This window comes from Bradyrhizobium uaiense, assembly GCF_010811875.1.
In the GTDB taxonomy this organism is placed as follows: domain Bacteria; phylum Pseudomonadota; class Alphaproteobacteria; order Rhizobiales; family Xanthobacteraceae; genus Bradyrhizobium; species Bradyrhizobium uaiense.
In genome coordinates this window covers 28,898-42,604 of record NZ_VKHP01000006.1, presented here as the reverse complement: position 1 = coordinate 42,604, position 13,707 = coordinate 28,898, and the positions used below count along the sequence as shown (strand labels likewise).

At 61.1% G+C, this 13,707-nt stretch carries 19 protein-coding genes; 10 read left to right on the top strand and 9 right to left on the bottom strand.

Annotated features, from left to right (window positions below; genetic code table 11):
• Positions 1–134: 134 nt before the first annotated feature.
• The 9 genes from FNJ47_RS02865 to FNJ47_RS53155 all read right to left on the bottom strand — a co-directional run bounded on the left by FNJ47_RS02865 (position 135) and on the right by FNJ47_RS53155 (position 4,066).
• Positions 135–353, bottom strand: coding sequence for a hypothetical protein (locus FNJ47_RS02865; RefSeq protein ID WP_163150445.1), 219 nt, complete (start codon positions 351–353; stop codon positions 135–137).
• The gene (locus FNJ47_RS02860; protein ID WP_163150443.1) at positions 353–775 is read right to left on the bottom strand and encodes a helix-turn-helix domain-containing protein; all 423 of its coding nucleotides are present in this window, start codon (positions 773–775) and stop codon (positions 353–355) included. The genes FNJ47_RS02865 and FNJ47_RS02860 overlap by 1 nt, the downstream gene beginning before the upstream one ends.
• A gap of 56 nt (positions 776–831) precedes the next feature.
• Positions 832–1,041, bottom strand: a complete 210-nt coding sequence (locus FNJ47_RS02855) for a hypothetical protein (RefSeq protein WP_163150441.1) — start codon at positions 1,039–1,041, stop codon at positions 832–834.
• Positions 1,042–1,189: 148 nt separating this feature from the next.
• On the bottom strand, positions 1,190–1,348 hold the full coding sequence (locus FNJ47_RS02850; protein ID WP_163150439.1) for a hypothetical protein: 159 nt from the start codon (positions 1,346–1,348) through the stop codon (positions 1,190–1,192).
• Between the two features lie 133 nt (positions 1,349–1,481).
• Positions 1,482–1,700: a hypothetical protein gene (locus FNJ47_RS02845; protein ID WP_163150437.1), complete on the bottom strand. Its 219-nt coding sequence runs from the start codon at positions 1,698–1,700 to the stop codon at positions 1,482–1,484.
• Positions 1,701–1,711: 11 nt separating this feature from the next.
• The gene (locus FNJ47_RS51005) at positions 1,712–2,350 is read right to left on the bottom strand and encodes a putative metallopeptidase (RefSeq protein WP_235999376.1); all 639 of its coding nucleotides are present in this window, start codon (positions 2,348–2,350) and stop codon (positions 1,712–1,714) included.
• Positions 2,347–2,658, bottom strand: coding sequence for a DUF5681 domain-containing protein (locus tag FNJ47_RS02835; RefSeq protein ID WP_235999374.1), 312 nt, complete (start codon positions 2,656–2,658; stop codon positions 2,347–2,349). Before FNJ47_RS02835 ends, FNJ47_RS51005 begins: the two co-directional genes overlap by 4 nt.
• Before the next feature lie 36 nt (positions 2,659–2,694).
• Entirely contained in the window at positions 2,695–3,435 is a 741-nt protein-coding gene (locus tag FNJ47_RS02830) for a hypothetical protein (protein WP_163150435.1), read from the bottom strand.
• A 97-nt stretch (positions 3,436–3,532) separates the two neighbouring features.
• A complete protein-coding gene (locus FNJ47_RS53155) occupies positions 3,533–4,066 on the bottom strand; it encodes a helix-turn-helix domain-containing protein (RefSeq protein WP_163150433.1) in 534 nt (177 codons plus the stop codon).
• 860 nt (positions 4,067–4,926) lie between these two features.
• Between FNJ47_RS53155 and FNJ47_RS02820 the strand changes: the two genes are divergently transcribed.
• The 10 genes from FNJ47_RS02820 (at position 4,927) to FNJ47_RS02775 (ending at position 12,859) form a co-directional block, all read left to right on the top strand.
• Positions 4,927–5,130, top strand: coding sequence for a helix-turn-helix transcriptional regulator (locus FNJ47_RS02820; RefSeq protein WP_163150431.1), 204 nt, complete (start codon positions 4,927–4,929; stop codon positions 5,128–5,130).
• Positions 5,130–5,441 (top strand): hypothetical protein, encoded by a 312-nt coding sequence (locus FNJ47_RS02815; RefSeq protein ID WP_163150429.1) that lies wholly within the window; start codon positions 5,130–5,132, stop codon positions 5,439–5,441. Before FNJ47_RS02820 ends, FNJ47_RS02815 begins: the two co-directional genes overlap by 1 nt.
• Positions 5,438–6,379: a YdaU family protein gene (locus FNJ47_RS02810; protein ID WP_163150427.1), complete on the top strand. Its 942-nt coding sequence runs from the start codon at positions 5,438–5,440 to the stop codon at positions 6,377–6,379. Before FNJ47_RS02815 ends, FNJ47_RS02810 begins: the two co-directional genes overlap by 4 nt.
• An 85-nt stretch (positions 6,380–6,464) precedes the next feature.
• Entirely contained in the window at positions 6,465–6,758 is a 294-nt protein-coding gene (locus tag FNJ47_RS02805; RefSeq protein ID WP_163150425.1) for an XRE family transcriptional regulator, read from the top strand.
• A complete protein-coding gene (locus FNJ47_RS02800; RefSeq protein ID WP_163150422.1) occupies positions 6,755–7,948 on the top strand; it encodes a tyrosine-type recombinase/integrase in 1,194 nt (397 codons plus the stop codon). The genes FNJ47_RS02805 and FNJ47_RS02800 overlap by 4 nt, the downstream gene beginning before the upstream one ends.
• A 9-nt stretch (positions 7,949–7,957) precedes the next feature.
• The gene (locus FNJ47_RS02795) at positions 7,958–8,293 is read left to right on the top strand and encodes a hypothetical protein (protein WP_163150420.1); all 336 of its coding nucleotides are present in this window, start codon (positions 7,958–7,960) and stop codon (positions 8,291–8,293) included.
• Between the two features lie 299 nt (positions 8,294–8,592).
• The gene (locus FNJ47_RS50995) at positions 8,593–9,129 is read left to right on the top strand and encodes a hypothetical protein (RefSeq protein ID WP_235999372.1); all 537 of its coding nucleotides are present in this window, start codon (positions 8,593–8,595) and stop codon (positions 9,127–9,129) included.
• A 152-nt stretch (positions 9,130–9,281) separates the two neighbouring features.
• Positions 9,282–10,508, top strand: coding sequence for a glycosyltransferase family 87 protein (locus tag FNJ47_RS02785; protein ID WP_165445503.1), 1,227 nt, complete (start codon positions 9,282–9,284; stop codon positions 10,506–10,508).
• A complete protein-coding gene (locus FNJ47_RS02780; RefSeq protein WP_163150418.1) occupies positions 10,505–11,722 on the top strand; it encodes a glycosyltransferase family 87 protein in 1,218 nt (405 codons plus the stop codon). The genes FNJ47_RS02785 and FNJ47_RS02780 overlap by 4 nt, the downstream gene beginning before the upstream one ends.
• 669 nt (positions 11,723–12,391) lie before the next feature.
• Positions 12,392–12,859, top strand: a complete 468-nt coding sequence (locus FNJ47_RS02775; RefSeq protein ID WP_235999370.1) for a DUF992 domain-containing protein — start codon at positions 12,392–12,394, stop codon at positions 12,857–12,859.
• The last annotated feature ends 848 nt before the right edge of the window (positions 12,860–13,707 follow it).

Below are 13,707 nucleotides of genomic sequence, written 5' to 3'. Positions count from 1 at the left end.
GCCAGGCGCCGCGCCGGTACCGCCGCATGTCGGGCAATCGTCCGTGGTGGCCTCGCCGAGCTTCGGCGGGCGGACTTCCCCGGTGATGCTGATGACCACTTCGCCGTGGCCGTGGCAGGTGGTGCAGCGCGGTGTCATCGTTCCCCGCAATTGCAGTAAGGCCACCAACAGGGCGTTGGCTCATCGTCCCGCTTGAGCTCGCAGACGTCGGCGGGAATGCGCTTGTCGGCCGCGCGCCGACGCTCGAATTCATCAAAGTCGATAGCGCGCCGGCCCGATCTAAGATCCTCCACGGGATAGCGCTTGAGCGCGCGCGCGTCGAAGAACGGCCGGATGAAATCGCGGAAGAACATCACGCGCCCTCCAGGAACGCCATGCGGCGCTCTTTCAATGATTTGCCTTGAGCTCCCGCGGGAGCGAGCGGCGGCGCGTCCGTGACAGCCGGAAGGCCGTCAGCATCCGGTTTGCGCGTGATCGCGGCGCGGATCTTCATCTTGTCGACAGCAGGGATGGACCAACCCTCGCCGAACTTCGTGACGATGCTGATTTTGTGGCCGCGCTTCTTAAGCTGCGCGCGCAGCTTGCAAATCTGGACGTCGAGGATCTTCTCATCCGGCCATTCGCATTCGGGCCGATCCTCATAGAGCACGGTGTACAGGCCATCCCGCGTGACGAATTCGCGGGCGAGCAGCATCCCGAGCACCTGGGCGAGCATCGGCTCAATGCCGAAGGCCTCGCGGATGCGGCCGGTGGCGCTGCGGTCGACGCCGAGCACGCCCTCGAGCTGCTCGATTCGATCTAGAAGGGCATGGCGATCATGCATCGGCGCCCTCAATGGACCGCGAACGAGCGCTGATGCTCGCCGCAATCGTGTTGGTCCACCTTCAACTGAGCGACGACGCGATAAAGCGCAGGCCTCACTACCTCGCTGATGACGGCCTTGGCATAGTTGAATTCAGCTTCTGGCCGTGAATGGCCAGTAGCCATCCAGCCGCCCTCAGCCCCCGGCGTGTAGATCACAGTCTCTGCATTGGCCTTCATAGTCCCCCGATGGCGCGCCCGCGCCGGTTAGTCTTCGTCCCCGAGCTTCCGCAGCGCCTCGGCGACGCCCCACACACCTCTCGCGAGGTCGAACAGAGCGACCACGACCGCGATTGCAATCGCGTGGTCAATCAGCCAGCTCACGCACTCACCGATCCTGCGCGCGGGCGACCAACAGCGCGTCAACGATCTCGATCGCGCCAGCCAGGAGGTAGAACGAGACGCTGGCAGATGCCTTATCGGCAAGCGCGAGCACAGTGGCAGCCACGGCGAGCGTGATGGATACGGTGTGACGGTTGGAGCTCATTGCTATCCCCCTGCTTTCATGTTGCTAGCAACGCGCTAGCGGCGTTACGTGAACAGCAGCACCGCGCCCACCGCGATGCCGATCAAAATCAAATAGGCCAAGATCAGAAGGCCGCCGGCGTGAGGTCCAACGCTCATCGCTGCGGCCTGCAATAGACCTTGGGCAGATCGGCGAGCCCGGACAGGACGCGCTCAATGTCGCGCTTACCGACGCCGGTCCAATCGTTGAGCAGGATGACGATGGCCTTGCGGTTGAGGCCGCTCTTTTGCAGGCGGTCGAAACCGCCGGCTATCTTCGCGATAGCCTCGGCGAGCGAATCGGGCTCGGGCGCGGCGGGTTGCGTGGGTGCCATTCAGGTCTCTCCTATCGTTGGCAGTTGCCACAAGCGAAAGTGATGTCAGCGGCGGCGATCGTCGGGCCCGCATTGGCCGCGTCGACCAGAGCGCGCACGCCAGATGCATCTGCGCCGTAGCGCGCGACCACACCCACGAATTCCTCAATGTCATGCCCGCGCATACAGAACGACGGGGCGCCGAACTTCCGGAACTTCGGCATGCCGTAGGCGTCGCGCTCTTGCGCGCAGTGCGAAAGCTCATGCTCAACCAGAGCGCAGAACGTCGCGTCATCCGCCTGGTCTGCGTAGGGAGCCGAGAACGTCAGGATGAAATCCGGCACGAGGCCGAACCATCCCTCAAGCTGTTGAACGGCGCGGCCTTTCGACCACGGGTCTGAGCCGCCGATGGTTTCGCCGAGCTCGGCGCGGCCCACGATGGTCCGTTGCCGCTTGGAGTTCTCAACGCCGGTCCAGAGCACGCCAATGGACGCCTCACGCAGGTGTGCATGCTCGGCATTCTCCAGCGGCGCGCCCTCGTTGATGAACGTGTCGAAGATCCACGCGGCGAAGTCCGGCGCCGGCCAGAATGGAATAGCCGTGCCGGCTCCCTCGGCCAGGTCAGCCGGCGGTCGCGGGCGCCGCTCACTGATGGTTGCCGGAAGCGTCATTCAGTCGGCGCCTCGCTGCTGGCATTCTCAGCCCGGACAATCACGCGCTCAATCCGGCTGACGACGTTGAAGGCCTCACCCTCGGCATTCTCGATCGCCTGCGCCGGCTTCCCATCGAGCCGGTCGGCGACCACGTTGATGGCCGCGAGATCGCCCTTCATGCCGCGGTCGATCAGCTTCTTCGCCATGGCGCGCAAAGCCTTGTGATCCTCACCGATCGCGGCCAGCTCCATGTTGAGCGCGTCACGGAACGGCTTGGCCTTTGGCCTGCCCCCGGGGTTCCCAGATTTGCCCTTCTCGAAAGCCATTGTTCTGAATTAGTACCGCTTTGATACGTTTCGGGATTACTCGGTGGGGATGTTCGAGATCTGACCAAGGATCGCTTGGAATTCGGCGGTCTGGCTCTCAGCGTGAGCAATGACCGCGTCAGTACCAGCCACGACTGTGTCCACCTGGCTGTTCAGCGTCGCTTGGAGCTTGGCGATCTGCGCCTGCAGGATCTGATCAAGCTTCTGTCCATGGCTCGCCAGCACGTCCTTGACCGTAAGCGCATGAGCGCCTGGCTTGGTGGGAGTTGTCATGGCGGGAGCCTGAGGCTGGATAGTCACCGGCGCAGAGGCCGGGACGTTGACGGGCGGGATGAGAGAGGCAGACTGGGACGGCGCCGTTACATCCGCGGTCGCCGTCCCTCCCTGCACGGTGTTAGTCGCAGCGCCAGCGGGAGAGGCCATCAATGTCGCCTCCCCCGCCGTCCCTTCTGTGCTCGCTGCGGGTATTGATGCGGGAGAGGTTCCGCTTACAGGGCTGGCCTCTCCCGCTTGCGGAGGGTTTACAAAATCCTCCGCTGCTGGCGCGCCTTCGCTGTTTGCGGTCGCTACTGGGGTGCCAGCTGGTATCTGTGCAATCGCGTCGCTCGAAACGGCCGCGCGAATTGCGGTCATCACTTCGGCGTCAGATGCAGCGGCGTCGACCGCAACAACCCTACCGACGAAGCTGTAGATTTGCCGACCCGCCAGCATCTGCATCGTCAACGTCTCGATGCCCGGTACGTCGCGAAGCCGCTCTTTGAGATATCGAATGCTCATGCGCGACTATCAGCAGTGATTTGACTTACGACGTCACTGCGGAGCGTTGCTCATACACAGGAAGCGCACAGGTTTCGCGCGCATATGTGCTCGCTGCTCAACGCTCTGTCATCACGGTTTTCAGGATGGCGACCGTTCGCGCAACCTCCCCACCCTCGGCGACCAGGCGCGAGATTTTCCGGTGAGCATGAAGCGCCGTGGTGTGATCCTTGCCGCCGAAACGGCGGCCAATCTCGGGCATTGACTTCGCCGCGAGCTCTTTTGCGAAGTACATCGCGATTTGCCGCGGCCGTACGACTTCCTTGGTGCGCGAGTCCGAGAGCAGTTCGGCGAGCGGAATATGGAAATGCTTCGCAACAGTCGACTGGATGAACGACACGCGGGGGCGTCCCGCCGGGTCATACTCGTCACCGCATGGCTTCGGAATGACGAAATACCAATCCGGCAGTCCAATGGTGAGCCCTTGCGCAATCTCGTTAATGCGCGGAACAGGGCGCGCAGGGAATGCGAGCCCCGCTGGGGCTGCTCGACCGGTGGCGAGCTTGGCCGCGCCGTCGGCGATGGTTTGATGGAAGGCCCGGCGCCGTCCAATAGCGAGCGCCTGGGTCGGTGTTGGGAAGTGCGCGTTCATTGCGCGCCTCGCGCCGCAAAGAACGACTTAACGCTCCGGACGAATGCGTTGGTGCTCGGATCGTAGCTGAGAGATTGCTCAATGCTCATACGCGAACATGAGCAGTGATTTGGCTTAAGCTAACAATGCGAGATGCCACAACATGCCCGCGAATGCACAGAACACACAGACGCTCTCGGGCGATCAACTTCGATCGACCGAGAATGGTCCTCTTCCTTGGTCCTGGTCCTAGGTCCTAGGTCCGTCGTCGAGGGCTCGCGAACATTCGCGAGGGCTCGCGAATTCTCAACGAATTCAGGCAATCTCGACTTAGATGGGCGATCAATCTTCTGGTGTTCCAACCACTTAACGATTTCGAGATATGCGGAGCCATCGACGTCATAACGCCTGATCATACGACGCGCCTCAAGCTCGTCGAGCCACCCATCCATCAGGGCTGCCGCATCGTCGTCGTATGGGTAAAGAAGGCTCGCGAGCATTCGCGAGGATGCGCGAGCCCTCCCCGCATCATCGGCGATCGTCCAAAGCTGGATAAAAAGCAAGCGAGCGTCCGATCGTTCGGGTGCGTCGCTAGCTCGCCGCTAGCGGCTTGCTAGCGCCCTCTGCGTGAGGGGCAATAGAAGCAAACATGCCTGTGGGTTGTGTGGATTTGCCCCATTTCACGTTGCCCTTTTGATGTCAAATCACTGACTGCTCATGCTCGCGAGAGCTTCACTGAGTTGCCGCAGTGATTAGCGCAGGCGTACGAAAACCTGTGCGGTTCCTGTGCATGAGTAACGACACCCCATGACGACTTATGAGACTTGAACGATGTTCCGTTCCGTTCAATCACCTCCAATAGTTAGGAAGCAGGAGACAAGATGGCGATTAGAAAAGTGTTGCGGTTGCCGGCGGTGCTAGATGCCACCGGATGGGCAAAGCCAACCCTCTATCGGAAAATTTCCGAAGGGAAATTCCCCGCCGGAAGAAAGCTAGATCCCGACGCACGCGCGATCGTCTGGTTTGAAGATGAAGTCGAGGCGTTTCAAAGAGCTGCAGTGAGCGCCACCGAGGCGACCGCCTGATGACCATTAAACCGCCTGTCGATTCGACGCGCTCTCGTCGCGAAGAGCTGGAAACGCGCAAACAGCAGCGAGACGACGAGAGTATGTTCGTTGCGAAGATCTTCATGACGACGTTTCGCGATAGTTCGATCCATGGGACCCGCTTAACAAGCATTCGCTCCTTCCTGGACCAGCTAAGCGTTTACGAAGTTCAGGAAGCTATGGAATTGGCGACTACTAAGATGCCATGGAGCCGCGAAAGGGCTTTCCGTTACTTCGCTGGCGTCTGCTGGACCAAGATCAAGCGCAGCAGCGAGAGGGCAACGGCTTGAGCCAACCTTGGTTTCCCTTCTACGTCGGCGACTACGTTCGTGATACTGGGCGGCTCACCACCGAGGGGCACGGCGCCTATCTGCTGCTGATGCTCGACTATTGGGCGAACGGCGCTCCGCCCGACGATGACGAGATCTTGGCTAGCATTGCTAGGCTTTCGCTTGAGGCGTGGCTTAAGCTTCGCTCTAAGCTCGTTCCATTCTTCTCGATCACTGATGGTCGATGGACACACAAGCGAATCGAGAAAGAGCGGCAAATCGCCGCCGAAAAGCACGAAAAGCGCGTAACCGCTGGCAAAGCAGGTGGCGAAGCCAAAGCAAAGAACAAGCAAAACTCTAGCATTGCTACTAGCAATGCTGACGCATTGCTCTACCAATCACAACCACAACCACAACCATTAAAGAAAGAACTCTCTCGGTCGATCGAAGTCGATCGCCCGGCGAGCGCGCAGATTGACCTTGAAGAAGCGATAGCAGCGAAGGTGAAGCCCGAGACCTCACGGTTTGAGGAATTCTGGACGGCATACCCTCGCCGCGAGGGACCGAACCCGCGCAAGCCGGCCGAATCGAAGTTCAACGCGCTGGTGAAGACCGGGCTGGATCCGGAAATGCTCATCAACGCGGCGAAGAAACTCGCCATGGACGAAAACGGCCGCGGCAACATTGGAACGCGGTTCATCCCGCAGGCCGTCACCTGGCTCAATCAACAACGCTGGTCTGACCACGCCGCTGTCGCGGCGCTCGCCGATGCAGCGGGAACCACCGTGAGCGAATTGCAGCTCGAGAGCGCGGTCAAGTTCTACGCGCGGACGCGGGTGTGGTCTCGGCACGCGGGGCCCGAGCCTGGGCTTACCGGCTGCAAGGTCCCCGCCGAACTGCTCGCGAAATACGGGCTCGCCCCAGATGGCCGAAAAGCTACGGCTTTCGAGTCTGCATGACACAAATCAATAGAACGGCAATTGTGGAGACTATTGTTTAGTGGGACGAACACAAACCATTGAGCCAGGGCTACCCGAGCACGGCATGGCGAGTTCCGGGAGCCGTGATCCGAGGGGACCGGCCGGCGCCCACCGTGACCGGGTCTACGCGCCTCGCGGCCTGCGACGCGAGGCGGCGGCCTATTGGGTCGGCCTGTCGCCGACCAAATTCGACGAGGCCGTAGCGGCCGGACACTATCATGAGGGTAAAATGGTGCTCGGCTGCCGGGTCTGGGACCGCTACCAGCTTGACATTGAGTTCGAACATGCCCTCGATGGCCGGGCCGCGCCGGGGCTGACCCCGGACACCGCCGCCGATGCCTGGAGCGGGGTGAAATGACCACAGACGGGTCCATGCCTCCGATCGACGTCCGCTACTATTACGAGGACCAGGACCGCCACGGTAACACCCGCCGCTATTTCCGCCGACGCATCCCCGGCTCCGCCAAATTCCGCAAGGTCCGACTGCGAGAGAAGCCCGATACCCCCGAGTTTCACGAGGAGTTCGCTGCGGCGCTGGCCGGGCGGCCCTTTATCCGGACCGGCGAGAAGCCGCCGACGCCTCCGCCTCCTAAGGTCGTCGAGCGATCGCTGCGCTGGCTCGTGCAGCGTTACTACAAGGACAGCCTTGAATTCCGGGCCTACGATGAAGAGACAAAGAAAGTCCGCCGCAACATCCTGAAATCGCTCTGCAAGGAACCCGTCAGCGAGGACGATAAGCGCGAAATCGGCGACCTGCCCTGCGACATGCCCGAGGCCGCGATCGTGGTCATGGTCAGGCGCAAGGCCGAGAGCTCGATCAACAGCGCCAATGCCCGGCTAAAGGCGATCCGCAAGCTGTCGGAATGGGCAGTTGCCGAGAAGCCGCCCCTGATGGTGAAAAACGTCGCCAAGGGCATCGATCTGCTGAAGGCACCGAGGACCGGCGGCCACCACACCTTCGACGTCGCCGAGATCGAGCAGTACTGCGAGCGGCATCCGCCCGGCACCAAGGCGTGGCTGGCGCTGCACCTGTTCCTGCTGTTCGGCCAGCGGATCTCCGACGTCGCCAAGTTCGGCAAGCAGCACATCCGCCGGCCGGACCACGTCGCTGCGAAGCTGCGCGAGATCCATCCGGGGCGCTGGTTGGCCTTCCGTCAGCACAAGAACCGCAACCGCAGCCCGGTCGACCTCGTGATCCCGATCCTGCCGCAGCTCGAGGAAGTGCTGGCGATCTCTAAGCAGGCCGGCGTGCTCGGCGACATGACCTTCCTCGAGACCGAGTACGGCAAGCCGTTCACGGTCAAGGGGCTCGGCAACTGGTTCGGTGACCGTTGTAGCGAGGCCAAGGTCCCCGGCCGCGCCCACGGCCTCCGCAAGGCTGGCGCGACCATCTCTGCGCAGAACGGGGCGACGCCGCACCAACTGATGGCGATTTTCGGCTGGAAGACGCTGGCGCAGGCCGAGCTCTACACCAAGGCCGTGCAGCAGCAACTGATGGCCGGCGGCGCGATGAACCTGCTGGTGTTCACGCCGGGCGGCCAGCCGTAAAGCCTTCAAATGTTTGTGCGCCCGCGTGGCAATCAGATATGGCATGCCCACATTTCGGCAATCCGTAATCATTTGGAGATTGCCGTGCGTCCGGACCTTGCAAACTGCGCTCTAAGGAAGCTGAACCTGATTGGCCTTCGACGTATCGAATACCCCAACGGCGCGATCAGCGAGGCCGCTGACTATGCCGGCTACCGAGCCGAGGACAAGGCCGGCAATGTGCGGGTGTTCCTTCAATTGCTCCCTGGCGACCCGTCGGTGGATTGGCTGGAGATCACCGACAAGACCGATCAGTTCATCGTGGTCGTGTCGGGGATTGATCGGACGGGGGAGAACCCTGCGTAAAAGTGGGTCACACGCGCCCAAAACGACTGGGAAATCAGTGGAGCGCTGATGTGACCCACTTCCCCGCAAGAGCCTGAAATTGCTTGCTGCCGGAGGTCCTGCCGGGATCGCCAGCCATTTCAACACGATACATGTTCCGTCCATCGAAGTGCCGCGCCTCGGCGCTGGTTGACGGAATCCCGTTGATTTCGGGCCTTCCCGCTTAGTCTGCTGAGTCGGTTTGGCGCGGATCGTACACCAAGACCAGCCGGCAAGGCCGAGACAGGAGACGCGGCCCGCTCCAGGTGAGAGAGTTCGACGTGCCAACCGAGTCGGGGCCGTTCCCGGCGGTCGATCGAAAACGGCGGTCGGACGCGATCGATTTCAGTGTGGTGACGCAGACAGCGATCTCGCTTCTGTTCGACCTGCCTGGTTTCAGGGAGCGAGTCCGGTGTCAGACTTCCCCGACCGTATTCTTACGGACCCGCTACTGGCAGGCAATTTGCGATGCGTGTTTCAATCGTTCGGCGCCGGCTGTTCTCGATGTGCCGAACTCAGACATTCGGAGCACGCAGGTGAATATGCATCCCCGTTATGTGACAGCTCGCAACAACACGGTACCGGATTCGACGGTTAGCAAGATACTCACCGAACTCGTCCTCGCCTGCCAACTGATCGAAGCCGATATCGCAGCCGAAGAAGGGCGTACGGGGATTTTCGACCAATCGGACGCGAGATATCCGATTTTGGCGAAGTCGCTCAATGAGCGGCACGACAATCTCAAGGGAACCATTGCTACACTCGAACAGCGTCTCACGAAGAAAATTCAGCACAAGGTCTTCAGCGAGGCGGCATAGTTCGATCTTCGACCAACTCCATATCCGTTGGGTCTTCGTGCAATGGACCAATTGCCAGCTGAATCGCGATAGCAGGCGGCTGGTCACTTGCTTGCGCCACCGCTGGCTGCGGTCTAGAACACCTTATATTTTAATGCTCCGGCAGAATTTTCATGAATGGAATTGCAGTGGCGCACGCCCGCGCGGAGCACAGCGGATACGACCGCGCGTTAGCCATTGCCTGCCTGATCGTACTGAGCCTCACCCTCCTCTTGTTTGTACCGAAAACCGTTGACGGGAGCGGCGCAACCGGGATCGACTTTTCGTGTTTCTGGAGCGCGGGGACCATGGCCCTCGATGGCCACGCGGCCGCCGCCTACGATTGGCAGCAGCTGCGGCAACTGATCCTCCGGGTTCATCCGATCGTGAACCAGGCTCCGTATCCCCTTGATCAGAATCCTGTCCCGTTCTTCTACCCGCCGGTGTTTTTCTTTGTGGCAGCGCTGGTGGCGTTGCTGCCGTTTCCGACTGCGTTCTGGATCTGGAGCTCGGCAAAGCTGCTGTGCTGGGCGCTCGTTACTTTCGCCATCCGGCCACGCTTCGCCGCGGTGCTGCTGGCATTCGCTACGCCGCCCGTGCTGTACGATTTCATCGTCGGCCAAAGCTCACTGCCCGCGGCATCCCTGCTTGGCGTCATCCTGCTGACGCTGGACAGGCGACCGATCATCAGCGGCTTGCTGATCGCGCTGCTGATCTTCAAGCCGCAATATGGCGTCCTGCTTCCCCTCGTGCTGATAGCCACTGGGCGCTGGCGCGTCTTCATCACGGCCAGCTTGGCCATACCGATCCTCATGCTGCTTACCGGGTTGACCTTCGGCTGGGACACCTTTGAGGGATTCCGCGCGGCGGCAACCTTCGCGACGACACAGTTTCACCTCACTGGCGGGCTGGCCTGGTTCAAGCTGCAGAGCATTTACGGCGCGCTTCGGTTTGCCGGCGTTGGTTACGAATTGGCCATGGCATTGCACATCGCCGTTGCCGGCGCAGTCGCAATCTGGGTGCTGATCATATGGCGCCGCAACGTCAGCTTCGCCATCAAGGCCGCGAGCCTGCTCGCCGGAACGCTGCTCGTCTCTCCCTACTTCGCGATCTACGACACGGTGCTGCTGACTGTCGCTCTCGTCTTTCTCATGAATGCGCCGGCGGCCGAACAGGGCTCCCTTCTCTCGAAGCGCTCCGCACTCCGGATCGGGTACGCCGTGCTTGTCCTGCTGGGGTTTGCCTACCCGATCGCACTTGCGCCCGTTGGTCCGTTGATGTGCGCGACCATCATCGCGATCATCTGGCTGCAATGCCGGCAACCGGCGATGTCGCTGCAGTCCGGGGACGCGCGCCGATGAAGCAAATGCTGGACTGGGACGTTTCTGCGGGAGACGACCCGGCGCAAGCATTGGCTTGCGCTGTCCTGCTCGGCATGACGATCGTTGCGGCGGTGCTGATGTTTGTCAGTGGCGGAAGCAACGCCGGGATCGACTTTTCATGCTTTTGGGGCGCGGGCACGATGGCACTCGAAGGCCATGCGGCGACCGCCTACGATTGGCAACAACTGCATCAGCAACTTGTTCTGCGCATGCAGCCGATGGATCACGCGCCCTATCCTTACGATGAAATTCCCGTGCCGTTTTTTTATCCGCCGGTGTTTTTCCTGGTTGTAGCCCCCCTGGCGCTGCTGCCGTTCCCGATAGCATTCGCGGTTTGGAGTGCGGCAAAGCTGCTCTGTTGGGTTCTCGTGGTGCATGCGATCCGGCCGCGCTCCGCTGCGCTGCTGCTGGCACTCGCCGCTCCGCCCGTCTTCTACGATTTCATTGCCGGTCAAAGCTCTCTGCTGGCGGCTTCGCTGCTCGGCGGAGTTCTCCTGACACTGGATCGGCGCCCGCTGCTCAGCGGCTTCTTGCTCGCGCTGCTGATCTTCAAGCCTCAATACGGAGTTCTTCTCCCCCTTGTGTTGATCGCGACCAAGCGCTGGAGTGCCTTCATCACGGCGTCTCTGGTGGTGCCGGCGCTCCTGCTCATCAGCGGAATTATCTTCGGTTGGGATACATTCGAGGGGTTTCGTGCGGCGGCAACGTTCGCGACGACGCAATTTCACCTCAGCGGGGCGCTGCCCTGGCCTAAATTGCAGAGTGTCTATGGTCTTCTTCGGTATGCCGGGTTTGGTTACGGATTGGCCATGACGTTGCACGTGGCCACCGCGCTGGCAGCCGCGGTTTGGGTGCTGACCATATGGCGCCGCAAGGTCAGCTTTTCCGTCCAGGCCGCAAGCCTGCTTGCGGTGACGCCTCTCATTTCTCCTTACTTCGCCATCTACGATATGCCGATCCTGGCGATCGCGTTGGTCTTTCTCATGAACGCAACCATGGACGAGCAGATCTCGCCGCCTTCGAACCGGCGCACCTTCCGGATCGGCGTCAGTGTCATATTCGTCTTGGGATACGCCTTCCCGTTCGTGTTCGTGCCCGTTGGTCCGTTCATGTGCGCTGCCGTGATCGCGATCATCTTGATGAGATACCGGCAGGCGAAGGCTGCAATGCCTCCCTTCCCGCAACGCGCATGACATGTTGTGCTGCGAGATCACCGGCCAGAACCGCCACTCACCTCCCCCTCGATGAAACCATTTTCCGCAAGCCGCGAAGCCGGCCGGAAACAAACCCGGCCTAGCGTCCCAGCATTGGACCAAGGGGATTCGGTCATGTGGGATTTCATCAACGAGTTGTATCGGGATTTTTGCCTGGCTCGCTTGCAGGAAATGCGGAAGCTCGAGCACCGCGGCTGAAGTCGGGCGGAGCATGGACATCGACCAGACCTTGGCCGGCGCCATCCTAAGCCCCGTATGATTACGGTGGCTTCGAACCTTGGCGCCAGTCTTGCAGACAGACAATCACTGGGATTGCGGGCCCAGATTGGAACAGGGCGCCGCCGGGACATTGAATTTCGAGCCCGGCGGCGTAGTTTCGCAGGACAGGCTGAGCGTGGATCGGAACGGTCTGGCGTCGGCGCCAGGGCCGCTCGTTGTGCTTTTTCCTGCTGCCTCTGCCGCGCCGATACCGGCCTTGCCTGATCAGGCTGCTTCGACGTCGCGACCTTGCGTCGCGTCTTGCGTTCGCGTCTTGGGTCGCTCGCATACGTTTCCTTCCCGCTGCGGCAGCCCCCAATCTCTAAGGCTCTCTTAACCACAAGCGAAGGCCGCATCAGAGGTCATGGGCCGATTGCGCGTCCATTCGCGTTGTACACCACCATGCGTCCAACGAACCATTCGATCGTCTCTGCCGCATGTGCTGCGGCAGTTCTTGTCACGCCCGTCGGACCGGCCGACGCGCAGCAGGTGGAGGCCGGGACGCTTGAGTGTCGCGGTGGCCCCGATACCGGGTTCATTTTAGGCCCGGTGACCAATCTCGACTGCGTGTTGCATGTCGATAGCGCGCCGGACCGTCGCTACGTCGCGGCCATCCGCAACCTCGACGCTTTCATCGGCGATCAAGACGTCTCCGTGACCTGGAAGGTGATGGCGTCGGTGCCGTGGCTCGGACGCGACGATATTGCCGGTGTTTACACCCACGCCGACGGCGCCGGCGTCAACGTTCTGATCGGCGGATCGAATGCTCCGATCACGTTGCGTCCGCCGAACGAGCAGGACGCTCCCTCTCCGTCGGTGAAAATCGAGAACCTCGAACTTCGGCCGGTCGATCCCTGACATGAGCGCAGCCTGGCGGGAAGCCCGTCGTCGCCAAAATGCACAACGCCGCCCGCTTGAAATACATGCGGACGGCGTTGGCCCTAGCCCCAGGAAGGTGATGCAAAATCCTGACAGCTCCAAGTCTGCACACTTCGTGCCAACGGCGCATGTCCCAAATTGGCTATCACGGAGGCGGCCTGCCCGCATTGGAACTCGTCGGCCCCACAATGAAGCGTGGCGAGGCACCTGGTCGCAAGCGGACCGCGAGCACAATCTGGCGTCAGGTTGCCCGGAATTGCAGCTTGATCGACATCCAATGGAGCGGCCGGATCGGTGCCCGTTCTGCGCATGTGAGAGGGTTCACAAAGGCTTCGCGAGCCGAGTGCTACACTGCTAGAATTCTTACAGACATTCTTTGCTGACGAATTTCATGACGAAGCTTTTGACGGTCACCGTAGCGGTGTTTGCTGTGCTGACGATGGTGCGGAGCCAGCCCAGTGCATTCGTTCCGCTCCCGACAAAGCCGATGCCTGGTGTTCTCGTTCCATGATGTCATGAGCGGTGCCGAACAAGCATTCTGCTTTATGCTGCTGTCCAGCTGCCTTGGCGCTTGTCTCGTCTCGGCCTTCCATGAGATCGAGCAATGGCGAGATCGGCAGCGTCAACGAACCGAGCTTGTGCGCAACGCAATGAGGTTCGTCGTGCCGCAATCAAAGAGAGACGCAGATGAATACACAACGCCGTCCGCTTGAAATGCTTGCGGACGGCGTTGGCTCCAGCCCCAGGTCGTGCAACATCCTGATGGTCCGAAGTCTGCACACCTTGTGCCAGCGATCATGGCCCATATGGGCTATTTGGCTGGAGCG